The 16,215-nt window shown below is 64.1% G+C and carries 15 protein-coding genes; 3 read left to right on the top strand and 12 right to left on the bottom strand.

Going from position 1 to position 16,215, the window contains the following annotated elements:
• Positions 1–14 precede the first annotated feature (14 nt).
• The 3 genes from C8J36_RS12265 to C8J36_RS12255 form a co-directional block, all read right to left on the bottom strand.
• The gene (locus C8J36_RS12265) at positions 15–3,323 is read right to left on the bottom strand and encodes a helicase-related protein (RefSeq protein WP_165915045.1); all 3,309 of its coding nucleotides are present in this window, start codon (positions 3,321–3,323) and stop codon (positions 15–17) included.
• A 151-nt stretch (positions 3,324–3,474) separates the two neighbouring features.
• On the bottom strand, positions 3,475–4,200 hold the full coding sequence (locus C8J36_RS12260; RefSeq protein ID WP_062596355.1) for a beta-ketoacyl-ACP reductase: 726 nt from the start codon (positions 4,198–4,200) through the stop codon (positions 3,475–3,477).
• 111 nt (positions 4,201–4,311) lie between these two features.
• Positions 4,312–5,493, bottom strand: coding sequence for an acetyl-CoA C-acetyltransferase (locus tag C8J36_RS12255; RefSeq protein WP_132535246.1), 1,182 nt, complete (start codon positions 5,491–5,493; stop codon positions 4,312–4,314).
• A 221-nt stretch (positions 5,494–5,714) separates the two neighbouring features.
• Between C8J36_RS12255 and phaR the strand changes: the two genes are divergently transcribed.
• On the top strand, positions 5,715–6,296 hold the full coding sequence (gene phaR / locus C8J36_RS12250; RefSeq protein ID WP_062596357.1) for a polyhydroxyalkanoate synthesis repressor PhaR: 582 nt from the start codon (positions 5,715–5,717) through the stop codon (positions 6,294–6,296).
• Positions 6,297–6,390: 94 nt separating this feature from the next.
• Here the strand turns inward: phaR and C8J36_RS12245 are convergent, their stop codons facing one another.
• From C8J36_RS12245 to mtgA, 4 genes are all read right to left on the bottom strand, one after another.
• A complete protein-coding gene (locus C8J36_RS12245) occupies positions 6,391–6,798 on the bottom strand; it encodes a hypothetical protein (RefSeq protein ID WP_062596358.1) in 408 nt (135 codons plus the stop codon).
• A 273-nt stretch (positions 6,799–7,071) separates the two neighbouring features.
• Positions 7,072–7,254, bottom strand: a complete 183-nt coding sequence (gene rpmF, locus C8J36_RS12240) for a 50S ribosomal protein L32 (protein ID WP_062477634.1) — start codon at positions 7,252–7,254, stop codon at positions 7,072–7,074.
• 172 nt (positions 7,255–7,426) lie between these two features.
• Positions 7,427–8,074, bottom strand: a complete 648-nt coding sequence (locus C8J36_RS12235; protein WP_132535244.1) for a glutathione S-transferase family protein — start codon at positions 8,072–8,074, stop codon at positions 7,427–7,429.
• A 71-nt stretch (positions 8,075–8,145) separates the two neighbouring features.
• Positions 8,146–8,832 carry a monofunctional biosynthetic peptidoglycan transglycosylase gene (gene mtgA / locus C8J36_RS12230; protein ID WP_165915039.1) on the bottom strand — a complete coding sequence of 229 codons (687 nt, stop codon included), beginning with the start codon at positions 8,830–8,832 and terminating at the stop codon, positions 8,146–8,148.
• A gap of 414 nt (positions 8,833–9,246) precedes the next feature.
• Between mtgA and C8J36_RS12225 the strand changes: the two genes are divergently transcribed.
• Positions 9,247–10,161 (top strand): polyprenyl synthetase family protein, encoded by a 915-nt coding sequence (locus tag C8J36_RS12225; RefSeq protein WP_132535242.1) that lies wholly within the window; start codon positions 9,247–9,249, stop codon positions 10,159–10,161.
• Between the two features lie 79 nt (positions 10,162–10,240).
• Here the strand turns inward: C8J36_RS12225 and hydA are convergent, their stop codons facing one another.
• From hydA to C8J36_RS12200, 5 genes are all read right to left on the bottom strand, one after another.
• Positions 10,241–11,647, bottom strand: coding sequence for a dihydropyrimidinase (gene hydA, locus C8J36_RS12220; RefSeq protein WP_132535240.1), 1,407 nt, complete (start codon positions 11,645–11,647; stop codon positions 10,241–10,243).
• A gap of 37 nt (positions 11,648–11,684) precedes the next feature.
• Positions 11,685–12,950, bottom strand: a complete 1,266-nt coding sequence (locus C8J36_RS12215) for a cysteine desulfurase-like protein (protein ID WP_132535238.1) — start codon at positions 12,948–12,950, stop codon at positions 11,685–11,687.
• Between the two features lie 26 nt (positions 12,951–12,976).
• Positions 12,977–13,738 carry an amino acid ABC transporter ATP-binding protein gene (locus tag C8J36_RS12210; RefSeq protein ID WP_132535236.1) on the bottom strand — a complete coding sequence of 254 codons (762 nt, stop codon included), beginning with the start codon at positions 13,736–13,738 and terminating at the stop codon, positions 12,977–12,979.
• Positions 13,738–14,409, bottom strand: a complete 672-nt coding sequence (locus tag C8J36_RS12205; protein ID WP_132535234.1) for an amino acid ABC transporter permease — start codon at positions 14,407–14,409, stop codon at positions 13,738–13,740. Before C8J36_RS12205 ends, C8J36_RS12210 begins: the two co-directional genes overlap by 1 nt.
• A 63-nt stretch (positions 14,410–14,472) precedes the next feature.
• Positions 14,473–15,270 (bottom strand): ABC transporter substrate-binding protein, encoded by a 798-nt coding sequence (locus tag C8J36_RS12200; protein WP_062596366.1) that lies wholly within the window; start codon positions 15,268–15,270, stop codon positions 14,473–14,475.
• A gap of 232 nt (positions 15,271–15,502) precedes the next feature.
• Here C8J36_RS12200 and C8J36_RS12195 point away from each other — a divergent pair, with 232 nt between their 5' ends.
• Complete coding sequence (locus C8J36_RS12195) at positions 15,503–16,201, top strand: FCD domain-containing protein (protein WP_062596367.1); 699 nt, start codon at positions 15,503–15,505, stop codon at positions 16,199–16,201.
• The last annotated feature ends 14 nt before the right edge of the window (positions 16,202–16,215 follow it).

Genomic DNA, 16,215 nt, shown 5'->3' with positions numbered 1-16,215 from the left:
GACGTCGCAGCTCCTTATTTCTTCATCTGCTCCTTGAGGGCAGCCAGCTTTGCAAATGGCGAATCGGGATCGATCGGCTTGTCCTTGCGCGGCGGGCGGGCCTCGAAGGTCGCCGGTGCCTGCGATTTGCCGTGGCCGCCCGTACCGGGTTTGCCACCCGGACGGTCGTTGCGATCCCGGCGATCGCCACGATCGCCCTTCTGATCGGAGCGAGCGCCCTCACCCGGCTTGCCGTCGCGGCCGCGATTGCGGTCCGGACGTCCGCCGTCGGCACGACCACCGCCGGCCTTGCGCTCGCCGTCACGGTCGTCACGCCGACCCTGCGGCCGGCCTTCGGACGGTGCAGCACCGTCACTCGGCGCCGAAGCGGCCCGGTCCTGGCCCGGACGGTTGCCGCCACGGCGATCGCCCGAACGGGCCTCGCGCTGGCCGGGACGACGGTCGCCCTGGCGCTGGTTGTCGCTGCGACCACCCGGACGCCAGAGAAGCACGGGCTTGACCTCGGCTTCGGCCACGTCGCCGACAACGGCATCCGACGGTGCAGAATCCGCGGCAGCAGGCGCCGTCTCGGCAACCGGCTCGGACACAGGTGCGTTCTCGGCGGTCGGCTCGTCTGTCGCAACCGGCGCATCCGAAGCCGCTTCGGGCTTTGCAGCCGGGGCCTGGACCTCAGCCTCGGCCGAAGCAGACACATCGGCGGCCTCCTCGGTCGTCGCATCGGAGGTATCGTCCGCGGTGGCCGCATCGGCCGTAGGAGCGGTTTCGCCCTCCGTGTCAGATGCCTCCGTGTCAGACGTCTCTGTTGTCTCCGTCTCGGCCTCAGACGTCTCGACCTTGGGCGCAGCAGCGCTCGTGGCCGGCGCCTGCGCGCCGAGAAACGCTGCAGCCTCTTCCGGCTTCACGCTGTCGGCGCGATAGCCGAGACCCTTCAGGATCTCTTCCATATCGTCGGGCGTCGCACCCAGGATCGACAGCATGGCGGTCGTGGTCGTGAACCGGCGGCCGTCATAAGCGCCGTCCGGCCGCGCCGTCGTGCCCGGCTTCCACTGCAGAAGCGGACGAATGAGATCGGCGAGACGCTCGAGAATATCGATGCGCACCGCGCGCTTGCCGAGGAAGCGGAAACCGGCAAGCTTGTAGAACATGCGCTCATAGGACGGATCGGTGACGATCGACGTGCGGCCGGCTGCAAGAACCGGAATAAGCTCGCCATAGCCCGGCTTGTCGAGGCCATCGTTCTTCAGCGCCCAGAGCAGCGTGATGAGTTCGGCCGGGGCCGGCTTCAGAAGCGCGGGCATGAAGATGTGATAGGCGCCGAACCGGATGCCATGGCGGCGGATCGAGGCACGCGCCTCCTGATCGAGCGACTTCACGTCTTCGGCGACATCACGCCGGAAGAGGACACCGAGGCTTTCGACCAGCTGGAAGGCGAGCCCCTTGGCAAGACCCTGCAGGTCTTCGGCGCGCGAGAGGTCGTCGAGCGGCTTCAGCACGGTGGCGATATGGTGATTGACGTAGCGCTCGATGCGGGCAGCGACATGATCGCGCGCCGCGCCCTGCAGCTGTTCATCCGCCAGCAGGATGACGCGGGGCCGCATGATGTGCTCGCTCGGGGCAAGCCGCGCGACGGGATCGCCGAGCCAGCGCACAAGGCCGTCCGACGACAGCGCCAGATCGGCATTGCCGGCAGCGTGCAGACGGGCGGCACGGGCTTCGAACTCCAGCGCCAGCGCCTTCTGGGCGGCACCCTGCACGGCGCGGGCATCCAGCCCGTCCGTCGTGGTGGCCAGCACGAACCGGAAACCGGTGAGTTGTCCCACATGATGTCCCTCTACGAAGACATCGCCATTCACACTGATTTCCGCTTCCAGCATCGCATTCTCTCTCAGCCGCTTCATGAGCACAGATGTCCTGCGGTCAACGAACCGTTTCGTCAACCGTTCATGTAACGCGTCGGACAATCGATCTTCGATTTCCCGCGTCTTTTCCTGCCAGTGTGTCGGATCGGCAAGCCAGCCGGGCCGGTTCGACACATAGGTCCACGTCCTGATCTGCGCGATTCGCGCCGATAGCGTGTCGATTTCCCCGTCCGTATGGTCCGCCCGACGCACCTGCTCGGACATGAAATCCTCGTTGACGGTGCCGCGTCGCACAAGGTCGGAATAGATCGTGGCGATGAGATCGGCATGCTGCGCCGGCGCGATCCGCCGGTAGTCGGGAAGCGCGCAGGCCTCCCAGAGCTTTTCCACCGTCTGCGCATTCGTCGCCAGCGCCTTGACCTCGGGAAGCGTCGTCAGGAATTCGAGCGCCTGCTGATCGACCGCCGGAAGCGCCCGTGTCAGGCCGTGAACGGCCGGCGGCGCTTCCAGCGTCTTCTTCAGCGTCGTCACCGAGGTGAAGTCGAGCGCCTTGGAGCGCCATTGCAGCACGCGCACCGGATCGAACTGGTGCTGCTCGATGCGGTGGACGAGTTCGTCATCGAAGGGCTCGACGCGCGACGTGACGCCGAACGTCCCATCGCGCAGATGCCGCCCGGCCCGGCCCGCGATCTGGGCAAGCTCGCCCGGATTGAGGTTGCGGAACTGATAGCCGTCATATTTGCGGTCCTGCGCGAAGGCGACATGATCGACGTCGAGATTGAGACCCATGCCGATGGCATCGGTCGCCACCAGATATTCGACCTCGCCTTCCTGATAGAGCGCGACCTGTGCATTGCGCGTGCGTGGGCTCAGCGCGCCGAGCACGACGGCAGCGCCGCCCCGCTGGCGGCGGATGAGCTCCGCGATGGCATAGACCTCGTCGGCCGAGAAGGCGACGATGGCCGAGCGCTGCGGCAGCCGCGTGATCTTCTTGGAGCCGGCATAGAGGAGCTGCGACAGGCGCGGACGCTCGACGATGGTGATGCCCGGCAGGAGATGCTCGAGGATCGGCCGCATGGTCGACGCGCCGAGCAGCAGCGTCTCCTGCCGCCCCCGCAAATGCATCAACCGGTCGGTAAAGATGTGCCCACGCTCGAGATCGCCGGCCAGCTGCACCTCGTCGATCGCGACGAAGGCGGCCTTCGTTTCGCGCGGCATCGCCTCGACGGTACAGACGGAATAGCGGGCGAGATGCGGGGTTATCTTCTCTTCGCCGGTGACGAGCGCGACATTGTGCGCGCCGACCCGCTCGACCACCCGCGTGTAGACTTCGCGGGCGAGAAGACGCAGCGGAAGACCGATGACACCGGTTTCATGCGCGACCATGCGTTCGATTGCATAATGCGTCTTGCCGGTGTTGGTCGGGCCGAGGACCGCGATCACGCCGCGGCCACTCAAGATCATCGGTTGGTCAGGCACGTTTCAGACCTTGCGCATTGTATGGGCGGCAGACGTCGAAACATCGGCGGCGCGACACACATGACCACGCTGTGCGGGAAACACAAGGCCACGCGGCCAAAAAGACCGTCCATCGCGATGCGATGGACGGAATTTCTCAGACGAAGAACTGTCCGCCATTGGCCGACAGTGTCGATCCGGTGATGAATCCGGCATCGTCCGATGCCAGGAACACCACGCAGCGCGCCACTTCCTCGGGCTCGCCGAGCCGGCCGACCGGGATCTGCGGAATGATCCGCTCGTTCAGGACCTTTTCGGGAATCGCCCGCACCATTTCCGTGCCGATATAGCCGGGGCAGATGGCATTGACGGTGATGCCCTTTGCGGCACCTTCCTGCGCCAGCGCCTTGGTAAAGCCGATGTCGCCGGCCTTGGAGGCGGAATAGTTGGCCTGACCCATCTGGCCCTTCTGGGCGTTGATCGAGGAAATATTGACGACACGACCGAAATTACGGTCCCGCATGCCGGACCAGACCGGATGCGTCATGTTGAAGAGGCCGTTCAGGTTGACGTTGACGACCTCCGTCCACTGGGACGGCGTCATCTTGTGAAACATGGCGTCGCGCGTGATGCCCGCATTGTTGACCAGAACCTCGACCGGCCCGAAGGCCTCCTCGATCTTGGCGACACCGGCCGCGCAAGCGGCATAGTCCGACACATCCCATTTGAAGACCGGCACACCCGTGACCTCGGAAAAGGCCTGCGCCTTTTCGTCATTGCCGGCATAATTCGCTGCAACGCGATATCCGGCACCCTTGAGTGCAATCGAAATGGCGGCACCGATGCCGCGCGTTCCCCCCGTTACCAAGGCAACCCTGCTCATGCACGTCCTCCCTCTTCATGACGGTCTTTGAAATCGATCGTATCGTCCCGGCGGGTATCGGCGGGACGCTTGCAGGCCGGCTCAGCGCCGGCCTTTGGCGTCGGCCCCGTTTCAGAGCCCTTCGACGCAGAGGGCGATGCCCATGCCGCCGCCGATGCAGAGCGTGGCAAGGCCACGCTTGGCGCCCCGGCGCTTCATCTCGAACAGCAACGTGTTGAGAATGCGCGCGCCCGAAGCGCCGATCGGATGACCGATGGCGATCGCACCGCCATTGACGTTGACGATGGACGTATCCCAGCCGAGATCCTTGTTGACGGCGCAGGCCTGCGCCGCGAAGGCCTCGTTGGCTTCCACGAGGTCGAGGTCAGACGCGGACCATCCGGCCTTTTCCAGCGCCTTGCGCGAGGCGGGGATCGGGCCCGTGCCCATGATCTGCGGATCGACGCCGGCCGTCGCCCAGGAGGCGATGCGGGCCAGCGGGGTGATGCCCCGGCGCGTGGCTTCCTGCTCGCTCATCAGGAGCGTTGCCGCGGCACCGTCATTGAGGCCAGAGGCATTGGCAGCCGTCACGGTGCCTTCCTTGTCGAAGGCCGGGCGCAGCTTCGCCATGCTCTCGATCGTCGCGCCATGGCGGATATACTCGTCGCTGTCCACGGTCACGTCGCCCTTGCGCGTCGAGACGATGAACGGAATGATCTCGTCGGCAAAGCGTCCTGCCTTCTGGGCGGCTTCGGCCTTGTTCTGCGACGCGAGCGCGAACTGGTCCTGGTCGTCGCGCGACAACTGCCACTTCTTGGCGATGTTTTCGGCCGTCACGCCCATGTGGTAGCCATGGAACGCGTCCGTCAGACCGTCCTTGATCATGGTGTCGATCATCTTGAAATCGCCCATCTTCACGCCGGAGCGCAGATGCGCGCAGTGCGGTGCCATGGACATGGATTCCATGCCGCCGGCGACGATGATGGAGGCATCGCCCGTGGCGATCTGCTGCATGCCGAGCGCGACGGCCCGCAGGCCCGAGCCGCAGAGCTGGTTCATGCCCCAGGCCGTCTTTTCCTGCGGCACGCCGGCCTTCATGGCCGCCTGACGCGCCGGGTTCTGTCCCTCGCCGGCAGACAGCACCTGCCCGAGAATGACCTCATCGACCTCGGCGGCTTCGACGCCGGCGCGCGCCAGCACGCCCTTGATCACGGCGGCGCCCAGCTCATGGGCCGGCGTATTGGCGAACGAACCATTGAACGCGCCGACGGCGGTGCGTCCTGCGCTGGCGATGACGATGGACGGTGTGCTCATCACGGTCTCCTCCCTTTTGATGCAATCGGATCCGGCTGGCGAGACCCTCTATGAGAGGAGTCTGAACTAGGTCAGCGCGCAAGTCAAAGCGTAACTGGATAAACCTGTAAGTTGATACGCGAGCGTGATCGCCGCAGCGCACAAAGAGATTGTCTTATGCTGCGCTTTCCGCATATCCTCATGAAATGCCATAAAAACAGCAATTTGGGGAGGAGACCCTGATGGCGAAGCAGGACGGTCAGATCGTTATCAAGAAATACGCGAACCGGCGGCTCTACAACACCGGCACGAGCACCTATGTCACGCTCGACGATCTCGCGGTCATGGTCAAGAAGGGGGAGGAGTTCAACGTTCAGGACGCAAAGACCGGGGAAGACATCACCCATTCCGTCCTGACGCAGATCATCTTCGAGCAGGAGAGCAAGACCGGCAACACGCTGCTGCCGATCTCGTTCCTGCGCCAGCTCATCGCCTTTTATGGCGATCAGATGCAGGCGGTCGTGCCGAGCTATCTCGAACATTCCATGCAGGCCTTTACCGACCAGCAGGTGCAGATGCGCGAGCAGATCGGCAAGGCCTTCGGAGACACGCCCCTGAGCAAGAACCTTCAGGTGCCGCTGCAGCTTGTCGAGGAACAGGTGAAGCGGAACACGGAGATGTTCCATCAGGCCATGCAGATGTTCTCGCCCTTCATGGCCGCAGCACCGCAGGCGCGCGAACCGCGCAAAGCCGAGGCCAAGGACATCGACGAGCTGAAGGAGCAGCTGCGCGCGCTCCAGAGCAAGCTTGAGAACCTGACCTGAGGTCTACCGGAGACGGCGCTCGTCACGGTCGCCGTTCTCCCGCCCCCAGCTTCCAGCTGGCTCCCCTTGGCTCTCTCTTGCCTTCAGGGCTTGATCAAAGCCCGATCGAGACATCCCGCCCCGCCGTGCGCATCGAGATCGTGAAGCCGGCGATCACGTCGATGAAGCTGATCGCCATCAGGATGAAGAAGATGTCGGTCGCCGCGCCCGCCACCAGCAGGAACTCGACCAGGAAGACGATGAAGAGCACCATCGACAGGATGTGATCGACCAGCGTCTTGGAACTCGTCCGGGTGGCTTTGAGAATTTCCACGAAGAGAAGAACCAGGCTTCCGACGATCAGGAGATCGCCGAGGCTCATGTTCCACGTCGCGCCGGACAGCATGGCAAGGCTCGTCACGGTATCTGCGAAGACGGCAACGCCACCCGAGCCGAATGCCCCCGTCATCGCGAGATTGTAGAGCGCGAACGGCAGGATCAGGAGGGGGATGGATGCGAGCATGGCGGAGGTCCTGTCTGGCAAAAATCGTCTGTCCCGGTTTTGTCCCGGTTCCTGCCCTGGTTCTGGGCACGGCCGAGGTATGAACCAGGCATGTGCAGCAATCAAGGCAAGGGAGGGAGACGGCAATCGAGACGGTCGGCGGTCGGCCGTGCGGTTGGGACTGACCCTGAAAACGCGGAAAAGGCCGGCACGGGGCCAGCCTTTTTCAAAATCTGTCGCTTTGACGCCCCGTTCGCAGCACCGCCAAGGTCAGGCGGGCCGAACGGACGACGATCAGCTTGCCTTCGGCGTCAGGACCTGACGACCACGGTACATACCGGTCTTCATGTCGATGTGATGCGGGCGACGCAGTTCACCGGAGTTCTTGTCTTCGATGTAGGTCGGGGTCTTCAGCGCATCAGCAGAACGGCGCATGCCGCGCTTCGACGGGCTCGTTTTTCTCTTAGGAACAGCCATTTCAAACACTCCACGTATCGGGGGAAACCACCAGTCTGCGGACCGTTGAACGGGCCGGGATGAAGGCGTTTCAATCTCGGAATTGGCCGGGCTTATACATGCAAGATGCCATCTTGGCCAGACCCCACAGGTTTTTTTTGGCCTGCCAATGCGAAGTTTCGGCAGGTCGCGCTCAGGCCTCGTCTTCCGGCACGATCCAGGTCTCTTTCAGGGCATCCGTCTGCCAGGCGACGAAGGCCGGATGCGCCTTGACCGCGGCCATGTAAGCCAGCGACACCGCATCTTTCGTCAGGGCATAGATCTCGAAGCGGTTGACGACCGGGGCGAACATGGCATCCGCGGCCGTAAAGCGTCCGAAGAGAAACGGCCCGCCCGATCTGGCGAGAGCCTGCGCCCAGATGGTCTCGATCCGCGCGACGTCTTCCGTCACGCTGTCCGGCAGGGCGATCGCGCCGACCGGCCGGCGGATGTTCATCGGGCAGGCGCCGCGCAACGCCCGAAACCCCGCCAGCATTTCCATCGAGATGCTGCGCGCCGTGGCGCGGTCGGTTCGGTCCTCCGGCCACAAGCCGGCCTCGGGAAAGAATTCGGCCGCATATTCGATGATCGCCAGCGATTCCCACACCCTGATATCGCCATGGTGCAGCACCGGAACCCGGGCTGTCGGCGAAATCTCCCGGAAGCGCGGATTGCCGTTGGGGAAGTCGAAGGGGATGACGACATCGGCAAAGGGGACGCCGCAGGCTTTCAGAGCCAGCCATGGCCGCAGCGACCAGGAGGAATAGTTCTTGTTGCCGACGTAAAGGACGAGTTCGCTCATGCGGGGTCTCCTGTAACCGTCCCGGCGTTAGACCAGACCTGGGAAAGCCTATCCAATCAAAAGGCGTGATTTCAGGGATAAAGGCACTTGATGTATCCGCCCGACGCGCCCGCCCGACGCTCGATCATGGCCGCGAGCCGCTTTAGCCCCCGCCCCGGCTTGCCGGCATTGCGATCGATCGGATTGGGCAAGGAAACGGCGAGAAGGGCGGCCTGGCGCCGCGTCAGCTTGGAGGCGGGCACGCCGAAATGATGCTGCGCCGCCGCCTCCGCGCCGTAGATCCCCGGCCCCCATTCGGCGATATTGAGATAGATCTCCATCAGCCGTCGCTTGGTCCATACAAAATCCGCGGCCAGCGCCAAAGGCAGTTCCATGGCCTTGCGCACGAAGGAGCGGCCGTTCCAAAGAAACAGGTTCTTGGCCGTCTGCATGGGAATGGTGCTCGCGCCCCGCGTCTGCTCGCCCTCCAGCGCGTCATCGACGACGCCGCGCATCTGCACCCAGTCGACCCCGGCATGCATGCAGAACTGCCCGTCTTCCGACATCATGACCGCCTGGACGAGATTGGGCGAAATTTTCTCGAACGGCACCCATTGCCGGTCATAGCCGCGAAACAGCGCGAGGTCGCGCAGCATGAGCGAGGACACGGGATGCACGATGTTCGGAGAATAGAGGATGATCAATGCATAGGGCAGCAGCAGGAGAACGACGGCGATGACGACCAGCCGACGCCAGCGGCGCCTCATCCGCGCGAGCATGCCTCGTTTGGCGTTTGACGGCAGTTCCTCATCTCCACCTGTGTCCGGGCCACGGTCGTCCCGATCCGCCGGACGCCTCCCGCCAGCATCGCCCGAACGCATTTCCGGGCGTGCCTCGAAGGGCACGTCCGGTGGCGCGTCCGTGACGGGAAATCCGGGCTCCGGCGTTTGGGACGCATCGGCCGGCAGCGTACGGGCATCTGTCCCCCGCGATTCTGGCTCACGTGGTTCGGGTACGATATCCCAGTTCTGGTCGTCCCGCCTGATCAACCCATCCATGGCCCCATCCGTGCCCACCGTCTTAATCTAAGACGCTGGGGATTTGAACGTCATTTTCACGGCTGTCCCCGGTGGAAAGGGCCTTCTACGTGAAATTTATTGCATGGCGCCGCACGCTCGTGCCAAAGAGCCGCCATGAACGCAGTTGCCCCGACCTTCGATGCCCAACTCCGAAGGCGTGCCGATCAGGTCAAGGCCTGCCTCGACGCGCTCCTTGGCGACGCGCTTGCCCCCGACGAGATCGCCCGTCCGCCGGCGCTGCTGGCCGCCATGCGGCACGGCGTGCTGAACGGCGGCAAGCGTCTGCGCCCCTTCCTTGTCCTGGAAAGTACCGCGCTGTTCGGGGGAGACGAAAAGGCGGCCCTTCGCGTCGCCGCGGCGCTGGAATGCGTACACTGCTATTCTCTCGTCCATGACGATCTCCCGGCCATGGACGACGACGACCTGCGCCGTGGGAAGCCGACGGTCCACATCGCCTATGGCGAGGCGAACGCGATCCTTGCCGGCGACAGCTTGCTGACGCTCGCCTTCGACATTCTTGCGGGCCCCGAGACCGTGCTTCCGGATGCGGTGAAAACGGCGCTGGTGCTGGCGCTGGCCCGCGCTTCCGGCCTCGGCGGCATGGCCGGGGGACAGGCGCTCGATCTTGCCGCCGAAAGCCAGGCACCCGATGAGCAGGGCATCGTCACGCTCCAGGCCATGAAAACCGGCGCGCTGATCCGTTTCGCCTGCGAAGCCGGCGCGATCGTTTCCGGCAAAGGTGCCGAAGACCGAACCCGGCTCCGCCGGTTCGGCGAGCATATCGGCCGCGCCTTCCAGCTCGCGGACGATCTGCTCGACCTCAAGGCGGACGCCAAGACCATGGGCAAGGCGACCGGCAAGGACGCGGCACGCGGCAAGGCAACCCTGGTCTCCCGCCGCGGCACCGACTGGGCCGAAACCGAGCTCGCGCGCCTGATCGCAGAGGCCAGCGCTCTGCTGGCGCCCCATGGCGATGCCGCGAGAACCCTGGTCGACGCCGCAGCCTTCGTCGCAAACCGCGATCACTAGGTCTTCGTTTCGCACGACAGGCGTCAGGCGACCCAGGCCCTGAGCGATGCGTCACCATCCGTGCCCATCGGATCTGCCGTCATCGAATGAGCGAAGATTTTCCCCGCGGCAGATAGGTGCCGCCGGGCACGCCGACATTGGCGGGCTTGCCGTCCTCAACGATCGTCCGGCCACGCAGGAGCACGCGGATAGGCCAGCCTTTGAGGTCGAGGCCTTCGTAAGGTGTGTAATCGGCGCCGTGGTGGAGGAGGTCGTTGCTGAGCGTCGTGCGCTTTTCGGGGTCCCAGAGCGCAAGGTCGGCATCCGAGCCGATGGCGATCGTGCCCTTGCGCGGGTAGAGCCCGTAGAGCTTGGCATGATTGGTGGCGGTGACCGCGACGAAGGTGTTGAGGTCGATCCGGCCCTTCATCACGCCTTCGGAAAAGAGGATCGGAAGACGCGTGGCGACGCCCGGGATGCCGTTGGGAATCCAGCGGAAATGCCGTTTGCCCTTCTCGTTCAGCTTGCCTTCCCCATCATCGAAACGGAAGGGGCAATGATCCGAGGAGAAGAGGTCGAACACGCCCTGTTCGAGACCCTCCCAGCAGGCGTCCTGACTGGCCTTGTCGCGCGGCGGCGGCGAGCAGACATATTTTGCGCCCTCGAGCGCCTCCTGGTCCAGATCGTCCGCCGTCAGCATCAGATATTGCGGGCAGGTCTCTCCGGCGATCTTCTGGCCGCGCTGGCGCGCGCGGCGGATTTCCTCCATCGCCTCGCGGTTGGAGACGTGGACGATGACGATCGGCACGTCGACGATCTCGGCCAGCGACAAAGCGCGGTGCGTCGCCTCGCGTTCCGCCGCCACCGGACGGGTCGTCGCGTGGAATTTCGGCGCAAGCTTGCCCTCCGCCTCGTGACGGCCGATGAGGTAGCGGATGGCATCCTCGTTCTCGCAATGGACCATGACGAGCGCGCCGGTGCGCCGCGCGGTGTCGAGCGTGGCGAGGATCTCGTCGTCCCGCAGGCGCAGGCCGTCATAGGTCATGAACACCTTCATCGAGGTATAGCCGTCCTCGACCAGAGCCGGCACTTCCTGACCGAGCACGTCGGGCGTCGGATCGGTGATGACCATGTGGAAGGAGACGTCCACCTGGCATTTGTCGTCGGCCTTGGCATGGTAGATCTTCAGGGCTTCGCGCAGCGACTGGCCCTTTTCCTGCATGCAGAAGGCCATGACCGTCGTGTTGCCCCCGATGGCCGCCGAGCGGGTGCCGCTGTCGAAATCATCGGCCATGACGATGCCGTCGCCGGAGGGCTGGTCGAGATGCACATGGCTGTCGATCCCGCCGGGAAGAACCAGAAGGCCGGTCGCATCGATCACCTCGTCGGCGTCCGTCAGCTCGGCCGCAAGCGCGGCGATGCGGCCATTACGGATGCCGATATCGCTCTTGAACGTATCGGAGGCCGTCACCACCGTTCCGTGGCGGATCACCGTATCGAAGCGCATCGTTCTCTCCTTCGTTCCTGCGGTTGATACGGCCTGCTCAACAGGCCTTGGCAAGCCCGGCATCGCCGGCAAGGATGCGGTCGAGCGCCGCGGTAAAGCGATCGACCTCTTCCAGCGTGTTGTAGTGAACCATCGAGACCCGCAGCATGCCGCCATGGTCGGTGAGGCCGAGATATTCGGCAAGGCGGCGGGAGTGGAAATCCCCGAACCGCATGGCGATCTTCTCGGCGTCCATCGCCTTGCAAAGTTCGCCGGCATCCCGGCCATCGAAGCGGAAGGCGATGGTGGGCACGCGCGTGTCGCCGCGATTGGTGGCCTGACCGACGATATGGCAGTCGTTGCGGGCGCGGAGATAGGCGAGCAGCCGCTCGGCCAGCGCATTCTCCTGTGCCGTGATCGCCGAAAACGCCGCCTCGATCTTTTGGCGGGTGGAGCCGGTCTCGCCGGACTGCTCGCCGAGCGTCGCAAGATAATCGACGATGCCGCAGGTGGCATAGGCCAGCTCGTAGTTCGGGTTGCCCGGCTCCAGCTTGCCCGGCACTTTGTCCTTGCCGTAGAAGTAGTGGTAGAGCGTATCGAGTTCGAGCAGCAGGTCGTATTTGCCGTACATCAAGGCGTAGTGCGGGCCATACGTCTTGTAGAGGCTGAAGACGTAATAGTCGGCGTCGAAGGCCTGCACGTCGATGGCGCGGTGCGGCGCATAGGCGACCGCATCGACGCAGATCTGAGCGCCGCGCGCATGCACGAAATCGGCAATCTCGCGGATCGGGTTGACCGAGCCGAGAATGTTGGAGACGTGGGTGACGCAGACGAGCTTCGTGCGCTCGGTCATCAACGGGGCGAGATCGGCGAGATCGAGCGTCATTGTCTCGGTATTGAGCGGCCAGACCTTCAGCGTGATGCCGGCCGCCTGCAGCCGGTCCCAGGGGCCGATATTGGATTCGTGATCGCTGACGGTGATGACGATCTCGTCGCCCGGCGACAGCTGGCTCTGCATGGCGCGGGCGAGGTTCTGCAGCAGCGCCGTGGTCGAACTGCCGAAGACGATCTCTTCCGGTCGGCGCGCATTGACGAGATGCATGGCAGCCGTGCGCGCCTCGTAGAGCGCGCGGGCGGCCTCCTGGGAAACGTCGTAGGAGCCGCCGATCTGGACGTTCTTTTCGATCAGGAACGTGTTGATGCGCTCGATCGCCCCCTGGAGGATCTGCGATCCCCCCGCATTGTCGAAAAAGGCCCAGCCGCGGCCGAGCCCTGGAAACTGGCTGCGCACATAATCGAGATCGAGCGGGGTCGTGGTGGCCATGGGAGTTCCTCCGTATCGTTTTCTTGTTAGTGATTGAGGACGGCGCGCAGGAAGCTGCGCGTCCGCTCCTCCGCCGGGCTGTCGAAGATCAGGGCCGGCGTGCCGGCTTCGACCAGCCGCCCGCTGTCCATGAAGATGACGCGGTCGGCGACCTGCCGGGCAAAACCCATCTCGTGCGTCACGATGATCATCGTGACGCCGGTGCCGGCGAGCGTGCGCATCACATCCAGCACCTCACCCACCATTTCCGGATCGAGCGACGAGGTCGGCTCGTCGAACAGCAGGACGCGCGGCTCCATGGCGAGCGCGCGGGCGATGGCCACGCGTTGCTGCTGGCCGCCGGACAGCTGACCTGGAAACTTCTCCGCCTGTTCGGCAATGCCGACGCGGGACAGCAATTCGCGCGCCTTGCGCTCCGCCTCGATCTTCGTGGTGCCCCGCACCCGCATCGGCGCGAGCATGACGTTCTTCAGCACGGTCATGTGCGGAAAGAGATTGAAGGACTGGAACACCATGCCGACTTCGGCGCGAACCTTGGCCAGCGCCTTGCCGGGTTCGACGCGGATGCCATCGACCGTGATGGCGCTGTCCGGCGAGAAGGCTTCGAGATGATTGATGCAGCGGATCAGCGTCGATTTGCCGGAGCCGGACGGTCCGATGACGCAGACGACCTCGCCCTCGGCGATATCGAGATCGATGCCGTGCAGAACGGTGAAGGTGCCGTAGGCCTTCGTCAGGCCGCGGATGGAGATGATCGCCGAAGCCGGCGTCGAGACGGGTGTGGTCATCAGCGTTTCCCCCGTGCGAAATGTTTTTCGAGGCGGGCGACGACCGCGACCATCGGCCAGAGCAGCAGGACATAGATGAGGGCGGCGCCGATCAGCGGCGTCGGATTGGCGGAGAGCGCCTGCGCCTGCGTCGCCTGCTTCAGAAGATCCGGCATGGCAACGACGGAGGCGAGCGCCGTATCCTTCATGACGTTGATGCAATTGTTGGTGAGCGGCGGAATGACGATGCGGACGGCCTGCGGCAGGATCACGTCGATCATCGTGTGCCGGTTGGAAAGGCCGAGCGCGGCCGACGCCTCGAACTGGCCATGCGGAATGGCCTCGATGCCGGCACGGAAGATTTCGGCCGTATAGGCCGCCGACACCAGCGAGAGCGCCGCGACCGCCGAGAGGAAGGGCGACAGGCGGATGCCCACGAAGGGAAGCGCATAATAGATGACGATCAGCAGCACGAGCAGCGGGATAGACCGGAAGATATCGATATAAAACCGGATCAGCAGCTTGAAGACGGCCGGCGCGTAGAGCCGCGCAATGGCAAGAAACAGGCCACCGGCAAGGCCGCAGAGAATGCTGGTGACGCCGATCTTCAGCGTGACCAGAAGCCCCCACAGGAGCTGCGGCAGGCTATCGGCCAGCACCTGCATGTTGAAGAAGGTATTGATCAGATTCATGGCCGAAACGGCTCCCTGGCATCCGGCAGGATCTTTGACAGGCCCTGCCGGTGCGGTTGCGGCTTACTTGGCCTTGGGCATGTCCATGACGGCGACGGTCGAGGTCGTGTCCTCGGCCTTGGCGCCGAACCAGGTCTCGTGAAGCTTGGCGATGAAGCCCTCGCCCTTGAGCTTGGTGATCACGTCGTTCACCTCACTGGCCAGCGGATCGCCCTTGTTGAACATGATCGAGTATTTCTCGCCGGTCGGAATCCGCTCGACAACCTTCAGCTCCGGCTTGTCCTTGGCATAATAGAGCAGCGCCGGAATGTCGGAGATGTAGCCATCGACGCGGCCGGCGACGAGGTCGAGCATGGCGGGCTGGAGACCTTCGAAGCGGCGGATTTCGCCCAGCTTGTACTCGGCCTTGTGCGCATCCGCCCACATGTCGCCGGTCGAGCCGGTATCGACGCCGACGACCTTGCCGCCCATGTCTTTCAGACCCGTGATGCCGGAGGCGGACGTGACGGTCAGCGACTGGTCGCTGTCGTAATAGGGCTGGGCGAAGGTGACGGACGCGAGGCGCTTCTCGGTGATGGTGATCGAGGAGACCGCCATGTTGATGCGGCCGGACTGGACGGCCGGGAAGAGGCCGTTGAACGGCGTGTTGACGAACTCGACGGTCTTTCCGAGACGCTTGGCGATTTCGTTGACGAGATCGACTTCGAATCCGGTGACCTTGCCGCTGGCATCCTCGAATTCCCACGGCACGTTGCCGATATTGGCGCCGACGGTGAGATCGGCCGCGAATGCACCGGCCGCACCGAAGATCGCGAGGGCACCGGCGAGAAGCGTGGTCTTGAATGTGTTCGTTCGTGTCATGAGAGTTCCCCTTGTTATTTGAACGTGACTCAATCTACAGTGGCCTGACTGGTCAGACCAGTCAGGCCAAAGAAGCACGATGCTTTCCGCTTGGCAATGGCTGGGAACAAAATAGATTGGACGCCTGTCTCCGGGATCGTGGACCTGAATGGGCAAGCGTTCACGAGGTGATCGGACGTAACGGGTTGCGAGCGCTCGATGCCGAGCGCTTGAGGTGCGGAATGGGGTTTTCATGTTGAACAAGACGCTCGTGCCGCAATCGGTCGCCCGCGAAATCCAGGCGATGATCCAGAACGGGACCTTGAAGGCGGGCGAAAAGATCCCCTCGCAGCGCGGCTTCTCCCAGACCCTCGGCGTCAGCCGCGCGTCGTTGCGCGAGGCGCTGCTGACGCTGGAAACGCTGGGGCTTTTAAAGACCGAAGCCGGGCGCGGCACTTTCGTGGCAGCGGCGGGAGAGAATGCGAAGGGCGCGTCCGGGCACATGGCGCCATGGCGGTATTCCGACAGCTATTCGGTGTTCGACGTCTTCCAGACCCGGATCCTGCTTGAGGGGGAGATCGCGCGGCTGTCGGCGGGTCGCCTGACGCAGCTGCAGCTCGACCGCATGGAAATGGCGACGCAGACCATGGAGGAATGCTGGGCGCGCCAGGATCTCCTTGCCAATGTCGAAGCAGACCTTGCCTTTCACGGCACGATCGTCTCGGCCTGTTCCAACGCCATGTTGAAAGCGCTCTACCAGACCGTGCGCGACCAGGTGACCGAGACCCAGCGTCAGCCGATCCCGATCACCGATCCGGAACGCATGCGCCACTCCATCGCCGAGCATCGCCGCATCATCGCGGCCTTGCGCAGCAACGATGCCGCGGCGGCGCGCGGGGAGATGGAAGCCCATATCCGCAACACGGCACGATGCGCCGGCCTATCGCCTTGACAAGGCTGCCGCAG

The organism is Rhizobium sp. PP-F2F-G48, from assembly GCF_004342335.1.
Taxonomy (GTDB): Bacteria; Pseudomonadota; Alphaproteobacteria; order Rhizobiales; family Rhizobiaceae; genus Ferranicluibacter.
Note: the sequence above shows the minus strand (reverse complement) of the source record. Positions and strands in the feature narration are given on the sequence as shown.